Source organism: Rhizobacter sp. P1_G5 (assembly GCF_056405435.1).
Window position 1 is genome coordinate 1 of sequence record NZ_JBFUCB010000967.1, and the last position, 1455, is coordinate 1455.

Genomic DNA, 1455 nt, shown 5'->3' on the forward strand with positions numbered 1-1455 from the left:
CCGGCATCCCGGCGACCTTCATGGTCGCGCAGGCGGCGCACGAATCCGGCTGGGGCCGGCACGAGAYCAGGAACGCCGACGGCAGCAGCTCGTTCAACCTGTTCGGCATCAAGGCCGGCAAGGACTGGAGCGGCCCGACGACGACCGTCACGACCACCGAGGTCGTCAACGGCCAGTCGCGCAAGGTGCAGGCCAAGTTCCGCGCCTACGGCAGCTACGAGGAATCGTTCAAGGACTACGCGAAGCTGATGAAGGACAACCCGCGCTACGCGAAGGTGGTGTCGGCGGGCAGTTCGGCCCAGGGCTTCGCGAACGGGCTGCAGCGCGCGGGGTACGCGACCGACCCCGAGTACGCGAAGAAGCTGACCAACATGATCAACACGACGCTGCGCCTGCAGCGCGCCACCGCGTGAGCGAAGGACAAGACGCATGAGTTCTTCCGCACTACTGGGCATCGGCACGCGGGCGATGTTCGCCAACTACGCGGCGCTGCAGGCCACCGGCAACAACATCGCGAATGCCAACACCGAGGGCTATTCGCGCCAGCAGGTGGTGCTGGAGACCGCGAAGGGCCAGTTCACCGGCGCCGGCTTCTTCGGCAAGGGCGTCAACGTGGCCTCGGTCACGCGCTCGTACAACAGCTTCCTGACGACGCAGGCCTCGGCCACCAAGGCCACCGCCGCCGGCGACGCCGCGCGCGCCGAGCAGCTCAAGCAGGTCGAGGCGGTGTTCGGCACCGGCAAGTCGGGCGTCGGCTACTCGGCCGGCGCGCTGCTGAACGCGTTCGTCGACGTCGCGAACCAGCCCGCCGATTCATCGGCACGCCAGGTGGTGATCGCCCGCGCGAAGGAGCTGGCCGACAAGTTCGCCGCGGCCGGCGACCAGCTGCAGAGCCTGCAGACCGGCATCACGCAGGACATCAAGAGCTCGGTCGACACCGTCAACAACCTGGCCCAGCAGGTGGGCAAGCTGAACGAGCAGATCCAGGCGCTGAACGGCACCGGCCAGCCGCCGAACGACCTGCTCGACAAGCGCGACAACCTGATCAGCCAGATCAGCGGCTACATCGGCGTGACGACGATCAAGGCCGACAACGGCAGCGTCGGCGTGTTCGTCGGCGGCGGCCAGGCGCTGGTGCTGGGCGCCAACGCGAACAAGCTGACGACGGTGGCCGACACGTATGACCCGTCGAAGGTGCAGCTCGGCATCAGCGTCGGCAGCGGGCTGTCGTCGATGATTCCGCAGGAGGCGCTGTCCGACGGTTCGATCTCCGGCATGCTGCGCTTCCAGAACGACGACCTGGTCGATGCGCGCAACCTGCTCGGCCAGATGGCCGCGGCGATCAGCGGCGCGGTCAACCAGCAGCAGTCGCTCGGCCTCGACATGGGCCGGCCGGCCGGCCCCGGATCGCCGCTGTACTCGGTGGGCGCGCCGCGCTCGCTGCCGGCCGCGAGC

General features: G+C 68.6%; 2 protein-coding genes. Both read left to right on the forward strand.

Annotation, left to right across the window (positions count from 1 at the left end; translation table 11 throughout):
- The coding region (flgJ, locus tag AC1D12_RS33220) for a flagellar assembly peptidoglycan hydrolase FlgJ (RefSeq protein WP_477845359.1) at positions 1-413 on the forward strand (413 nt) is incomplete at its 5' end.
- Between the two features lie 16 nt (positions 414-429).
- A partial coding sequence (gene flgK / locus AC1D12_RS33225; protein WP_477845360.1) for a flagellar hook-associated protein FlgK occupies positions 430-1455 on the forward strand: 1026 nt, incomplete at its 3' end.